We start from the raw sequence: 6,725 nt of genomic DNA, 5'->3' as shown, positions 1-6,725 counted from the left end.
CGACTGTGGTCGATATCAATCGATCTGGGCCTGTCGCATCCGTTCATGGGCGTGGGCGCAGGGCAATGGGTGGGCGACATCGCTCCGCACAGCCACAACCTGTTCATCGATTATTTTAGAACGCTGGGAGTGCCCGGCCTTGCCTTGGTGGTGATCATGGTTCTGCTGGTGGTGGGGTATCTAATCAGCGCCGTTCTTCACACATTGGTCGACAGGGGCAGGAGCGAACAAGCGACCGAAGTGAATGTCATGGTGCTCGGAACATCGGTCGCCGTATGGAACTACTTGGTCGCCAACCAGATGAGCGATTCCTTCGGGCCGTCAACCGCGGCCTTCTTCTGGCTGCCGCTCGCTTTGCTCATAGTCTACCGCGGCATGCAGCGATCGCTGCAGACCGGCCTTGCCAAGACCCCGAGGTTGTATGTCGGGACCGGGTCTCAGCTGCTTGAAGTTGAGTATGCCCCTCGCACATCGCCTTGACTTCATTGGCGCTCCAAGAGTTCATCGTACCACCCGAAATCCAATGACTTCGCACAGTTTTGGTGACCTGGCGGCAAGCCTCCCGCCAAGCGTCGAAGCACGCGCGCTGCAGACAGACATTCGATTTGTCGAGTTCTTTGGTCTGCCCGGGGTCGGAAAGACAACCACCTCCGGCCTGCTGGCGAACAGCCTGCGACGGTGCGGCCCGCCGGTAGGCGACGTGCGAGTGGCGTGGGAAGGAAGAACATTCATCGAGAGGCAGATACACAGAATGGGCGTTGTCGCCCCTCGGCTGCTAGATCGTGAGTTTCGCTCGTTGCTTGCTCGAATTGCCCGCTTCGTCATCGAAAGCAGGCAAGTGTCGCGCCTTGATGCCTTCAGGCTTGTCTGGAATCTTATCAGCCTGGTCGCATTTATCCAGCATGAGAGGGCAAGAAGAAATTCAATAATCATAATGGATCAGGGGTTGCTGCAGGGATTCTGGTCCATATTGCTGAAGAGCAGATGCAGAAAAACATCCGAGAATTGGCTGGATATGCTTTCTGCCGTCGGATTGCATGACATGGTTTTTGTCCACCTGCGCAGCGAGACCGGCATCGCCAGAGACCGGCTCCTGACCAGGGGCGATCGCTCCTCGCGGCTGCAACGGACATCTCCGGACAGCGATCCCGACCTTTGGTCGGCGGCGGATCGGGCTTGCCGCGAAATGGCGGCCGCCCTTGAGCGGGGAATGGGAACGGAAGATCGCATGGGCGTGCTGGCGGCTATCGACATCGAAAGGCTTGCTTCGCCCGAAGCCGTGGCCTCGAGAGCTCTCGAGGCGGTCCGTTCGGCCTGTCTCGACCGGCATCGGCAATCCCTTTCTTCAGGTCAATGAGGATGAGGATGAACCGCCGTTCATTCATGGGTCTTGCTGGGCTGTCTCCCGTGTTCGCCCTGTTGCCGGGCGCGTACCAGGCGGAGGGCGGGCAGATGCCGGAGGGCAAGCAGCTCGTTCTGACGGGCGAGCATGGCTACGAACAACAAATGTTTCGGGATCTCGAAGCCGGGGCGACAATCGATGCCCGGAATGCTTCCTTCACAGTCGCCAACAGCAGAAATCCTGAGCCCAGCGCGATGATGGGCTGCGACGAAGGAGACCTGCCGGTCAATCGCTACCCGGTGGTCATCCGCAACTGTCCGGACGTTCATTTCATCGGGGGGCGCTTCGACGGCCAGGTGCCGCTGACCTCCGATTGGCGCGACACCTACTGCAACAGCGCGGCTCTGCTGGTCAGGGACGGAACCGCCAATGCGACAATAGAAGGTGTGCGCGCGCGGCGCTGCTGGGATGGCGTGCGTTTCGCGGCGCGGGCCGACGGCTTTCACCTGAAAGGCTGCTGGCTCAGCGAAATCAGGGATGATGCGGTGGAGAACGACTACCTGCTCAGCGGCATTGTCGAGGATTGCCTGTTCGACGGCTGTTTTTCGGGGATCAGCGTGGATCCTGCCTCAAACGAGCGGGATGGGACAGGGGAGACAGTGCAGATCGATCGAACCCTCATTCGCATGCACCCGTTTCTCTCCAAGGGCGAAATCACACATCAGGCGCCTATCAAGGCCGTCGATCAGTCACCCAGGCTGAGGATAACGGGATCGGTTTTCGCATTGGCTTCGGTGAACATGCGTGGACTCCGTCGCCTGGAAAGAACCTGGGGGCTGGCTATCGAAAGCCGGGACAACGTGTTGCTGTGGCTGCCCGACGAACCAATTCCTTCGGAATTGCCGCTGCCGCCATCCGGTTTCAAGGTGCTGACGGGCGCTGACGCGCGCGAATACTGGAACAAGGCGCATCTGCAATGGGTCGCGGCGCATCAGAACGTGGCCCGGTTCTCCGACGAAGCGCTGTGAGAAGTCGCACTCGGGGGCAAACATTCGGTTGCTTAGCTGTGTTGGGCGAAGTGAACTCCTGCCGAAACGCTTGTCGCTTCGCCCATTGAACGTACTTGTTTCGCAACGACAGGTTGGACCGCCGTCGCGTTCCGGCAGAGGGGGAGAGGACTACTCGATGAATCACGAGGCGGGTAACGGAACGGCGCCGCCAGGCTCCACCGCTCATATCCCGGCCACGTTTGTGACCCAGGGACGGCTGGCACGCGTCAGGGGGCAGAATATCCTGTTCAGTCCTTCCCAGCGGGCCATCTTCGCCGTCAACGATACTGCCGCCGAGATCTGGCGCTCCCTGGAAGAGGGAACATCGCCGCGCGCCATTTCGGCCGAGATGGCGCGCGCCGGCGTCGATGGGATCGAGGCAAACAGGCATGTCGAGGCCGCGCTGAGGGATTGGCAGCGGCTGAGCTTGATACGGCCCGACGCACCGCCGTCTGTGTCGGCTCGAGAGGCTGTGAGCCAGGTCGTCGCGATCGCGGGCCTTTCCGTACGCATCGAGTATCCTGCAGCCTGCGCCTTTCCCGCGGTCGCCGTGTTCCGGCATCTTGAGGTCCGACGAGAGACTGCCGACATTCTGTTCCAACTGGTCGAGCATGAAGGACGGGTCCACCTGTTCCGGGATGGCGACTGGGTTCTTTCCTGCGCGCCCGACGAGCTGCCCGTCATGGTGAAAGGGCAAATGCTGATCGAGGTCCTCGATCGCAGCGCCTACGAACTTGCTCTGCACGCGGCTGCGCTTCTCAAAAATGAGCGCATCGTGCTTCTTTGCGGCAACCCGGGCGCAGGCAAGACTACGTTGACCCTGGCGCTGGTCAATGCAGGGTTCGGTTTCGTATCTGACGATGTGACCCTGTTGGACTCCCGGGGACATGGCATTGGTCTGCCGTTTGCGCCTGCCGTCAAGGCAGGAGCATGGCCGCTTTTGGCCGAACGCTTCCCCGATCTCGACGCTGTTCCGGTTTGTCGCCGGCCAGACCGCAGGCGAGTTCGGTTTGCGGTGCCCAGCGAGGTCGTGCCGTCCTCTCCCATACCAATCGGCTATGCAATCCAGCTTCGTCGAGGTCGCGACGCGAAAGCTTGCCTCGAGCCGATCGACCCGGCCAGCGCATTGCGTGTGCTGCTCAACGGGGCGTTCGCACCCGGCCGAGAGTTGAGTGGCAGCGCCTTCGACACTCTGACCGAAGTCATCGGATCGGCGGGCACCTATTGCCTGAATTATTCGAAGCTCGATGATGCAGTAGAGCTGATCACGAAGGCATGCCGGTGAGACACAGAGGCAACGCGCTCGAGGCTCTGATCGCCGGACTTCGCGGCAGTCCGGCCGACCGGGCCGATTGGCACGCCGTAATCGCTCTGGCCAATCGCACTTTGCTCACGCCGGATTTGTTCTCCTCCCTCGCGCGCGCCGGCCAGATCCACCGGCTACCGCAGGACGTGTACGAGTATCTCCGGTTCGTTCATGACTGCAATCGGGAGCGGAACTTGCGCTTGCGTGCGCAACTGCGCGAAGCCGTTGCGGCGCTCAATCGCCGCGGCATCGTTCCGCTCCTGCTCAAGGGCGCTGTTCCCTTGTTCCTTGCGCCGGCAGGCCAGGCTCCCAGCAGGATGACAAGCGACCTCGATCTGGCCGTGGAGCCGGCCAACGAGGCGGCCGCCCAAATCTGCCTTGAAGAGCTCGGCTATGTCGAGGTGGCAGGTGAGCGAGGCATGGCGCGTGAGCAGGATGCCGGAATGCTGGAACTCCGGGCGCGCCGGGCAATCGACTTTGAACCTCCCAAGCTCGTCCAGCACGACGATTTGTGGGTGAATATTCCTACTGCCCAGTCCCGGGCTCTGCACTGGATCGTGCACGACCTGTTTAAGGAGGGCGACTATTGGCGCGGAAGGATTGATCTCAGGCACCTTCACGACCTGGCGCAATTGGCGGAGACCGAGAACGTGGACTGGAGCGCGCTGCAGGCATCCATGTCGGACCGAAGCGCCCGCAATGCCCTGGATACCCAGCTCCTGGCCTTGCATCACTTCTTCGGAACCAGGATCCCGGCAAGATGCGCGCGGCGCCCGATCGTCCGTTTCCAGCACTGGAGGCGCGTCTTCACGGCAACCCACCCGATCATCGGCGCTCCGTTGCGCCTGGCCGGGAATTTGATTTGGGGAACGCGGCGGTTTCTAAGCGCCAGGGGTTCGGCGAGGGGGGGCTCGTCCGATTTCGCGCGGCGCATCGCTCGTACGCTTTTGCTTCCAAGCGCGAAAATCTAAGCCTTTTGGTGAACTAGTATCCTGGCATCGGGAGACATAAGCTGTTGTGATACTTTGGAACCCGCATGGGAGAATCGTCATGCCGACCGAAAGCACGAAACGCTCGGAAAGGACGCAGGAAGTCCTCGTTTCAGAGGCTCAGGCGCGCCGGGACTTTCTCAAGAAGGCAGGGCGTTTTGCGGCGGTGACTCCACCGGCCATAACGGTTCTGCTCGGCACCAGCCTGAACTCCAGAGCGATCGCCAAATCGGGAGGAACACGCCCGGGCAACGGCTGGGGCGACAACAATCATATTCACATTGGTCCTCCCGGCCAGTCGTAAGGTTGACCGTCAGGGTCGCTGAAGCAGCGTTTTGAGAACCAAAAGCGCGTCGCGGGGAAATGGATCCCGGCGGCGCGCTTTCGCGTCTTTGCTTCAATTTTGATACCCCGATCGCTGGCGGCACGCCGCGGTCGGGGTATTTTGTTTGTTGGCGGCGACCGGGTTGGCGCAAGCGTAAATCGTTCCTGTCAGATCAGGCGAGCAGCCAATCGTTCAAATGGAATTCATAGATCTTGCCGTCGTTCTCGGTCGGATTCGAGTCGTTGTCCACGCCGCGATCGACGACATAGAGGCTCATTTGGTGGCTCGGATCGTCGCTGCTCGGCGCCAGGGCAAGTCCCGCCGGCTTTTTCGCGTTGGCGGCGGAGATGTCGAGTGTGCCCAGCAGATCCCCGGTTGGCGTCACCATTGCCACGGAGGTGCGTGACACGATGACATAAAGCAGGTCGTGGACCGGATCATACGCGATACCCCCGTCAGAAGGGGTTCCGAGCGCCTCTTCAGAAAAACTCGTCACGACATCATCGCCCCCCGTGCTTGGGACGCCGTCGAATCTGCCGTTCTGGCCCGGAGCGATGGTGTAAATCCTATGGGTTGTGCCATCCTCGAGATAGAGCACGCCGCGGTTTGTGTCGTAGGCAATACTCTCCGCATCCGTACTGCCGAACGCGGCGGTCCTGAACGAGGTCACGATATCGTCGGAGGTGTTGTAAAGCCCATCGTTGCCCGGGTTCAACTCGTAGACGCTCTTCGTGCCGGTATCGTCCGAGAAGAAGAGATGGTGGTTCGCCGGATTATAGGTGACCCCGGCCGGCTCATCCGAGAAATTGATGGTGGTGAGCGTGCCCGTCAGGGTGCCGTTCAGATTCATCTGGAAGAGATTCTTGCCGGTGAAAATCGACATCTCCTCCACCTCACTATCGGCCACCAGCAGCTTGCCGAGATGGGAGATATAGACGATATCGGTCGGGTCGGGGCTCGGCGGTGACCACTGCGAAGTCAGAATAGTGTGCGCCAAGGTCACGGATGTCGGCAACTGGGTGGCGGTGACGCCGACGGTGAAGGTGTGCGTGGCGATGCTGCCGTCGGACGAGGTGGCTGTCACGTGGAGATCGATCGTCGGTTCGGACTGAGCGTTGAGCGTGCCGCTGCTCGATCGCGTGATGACGCCGGTGCTGGAATTGATGGCAAAGCGCGAGTCGTCGATCGTGTAGGTGACCGTCGAGCCGGCATCGGGATCCTTGGCCGAGGCGGTGATGCCGACGGCAGTGCCGGCGGCGGCATTCTGGCCGATCTGGTTGGCCCCGGAGTTGGCATCGGGCGGCGTGTTGAACGCGATCGGTTCGGGGCTGTCGAGGACGGCGAGGGTGAAGCTCTTGTTGGCGGTGCTGCCGTCGGAGGAGGTCGCCGTCACCGTCAGGTTGATGGACGACTGGGTCTCGAAGTCGAGCGTGCCTGTGCCCGAACGCGTGATGACACCGGTGCTGGAATTGATGGCAAAGCGCGTGTCGTTGATGCTGTAGGTGACCGTCGACCCAGCATCGGGATCCGAGGCCGAAGCGGTGATCCCTGTCGGTGCCCCCGCCGCGGCGAGCTCGGCGATCTGGTTGGCGCCGGAGTTGGAGTCGGGCGGAGTGTTGAAGGCCACGGGCTGTTGGCCGGCCGTGACGCTGACAGTGAAGGTGCTCGTGGCGCTGCTGCCATCGGACGACGTCGCTGTCACCTGGAGATTGAT

Annotated in this window: 5 protein-coding genes and 2 pseudogenes; 6 read left to right on the top strand and 1 reads right to left on the bottom strand. The window is 61.3% G+C overall.

Annotated elements, in window-relative coordinates:
- From EOA49_RS32885 to EOA49_RS29130, 6 genes and pseudogenes are all read left to right on the top strand, one after another.
- A pseudogene (locus EOA49_RS32885) lies at positions 1-480 on the top strand (O-antigen ligase family protein); the annotation flags it as partial.
- A 43-nt stretch (positions 481-523) separates the two neighbouring features.
- Positions 524-1,357, top strand: a complete 834-nt coding sequence (locus EOA49_RS29150) for a hypothetical protein (RefSeq protein WP_127240820.1) — start codon at positions 524-526, stop codon at positions 1,355-1,357.
- Between the two features lie 8 nt (positions 1,358-1,365).
- Positions 1,366-2,370: a hypothetical protein gene (locus tag EOA49_RS29145; protein ID WP_067320796.1), complete on the top strand. Its 1,005-nt coding sequence runs from the start codon at positions 1,366-1,368 to the stop codon at positions 2,368-2,370.
- Between the two features lie 157 nt (positions 2,371-2,527).
- Positions 2,528-3,676, top strand: a complete 1,149-nt coding sequence (locus EOA49_RS29140) for a PqqD family protein (protein WP_067320667.1) — start codon at positions 2,528-2,530, stop codon at positions 3,674-3,676.
- Entirely contained in the window at positions 3,667-4,668 is a 1,002-nt protein-coding gene (locus EOA49_RS29135) for a nucleotidyltransferase family protein (protein WP_245433363.1), read from the top strand. The genes EOA49_RS29140 and EOA49_RS29135 overlap by 10 nt, the downstream gene beginning before the upstream one ends.
- Positions 4,669-4,747: 79 nt before the next feature.
- Complete coding sequence (locus tag EOA49_RS29130) at positions 4,748-4,990, top strand: hypothetical protein (protein WP_082953725.1); 243 nt, start codon at positions 4,748-4,750, stop codon at positions 4,988-4,990.
- Between the two features lie 193 nt (positions 4,991-5,183).
- Here the strand turns inward: EOA49_RS29130 and EOA49_RS29125 are convergent.
- A pseudogene (locus tag EOA49_RS29125) lies at positions 5,184-6,725 on the bottom strand (RTX toxin); the annotation flags it as partial.

The organism is Mesorhizobium sp. M1A.F.Ca.IN.020.04.1.1 (assembly GCF_003997315.1).
Lineage (GTDB): Bacteria > Pseudomonadota > Alphaproteobacteria > Rhizobiales > Rhizobiaceae > Mesorhizobium.
The sequence above is the reverse complement of the archived record's forward strand: the minus strand, read 5'-3'. Positions and strand labels throughout refer to the sequence as shown.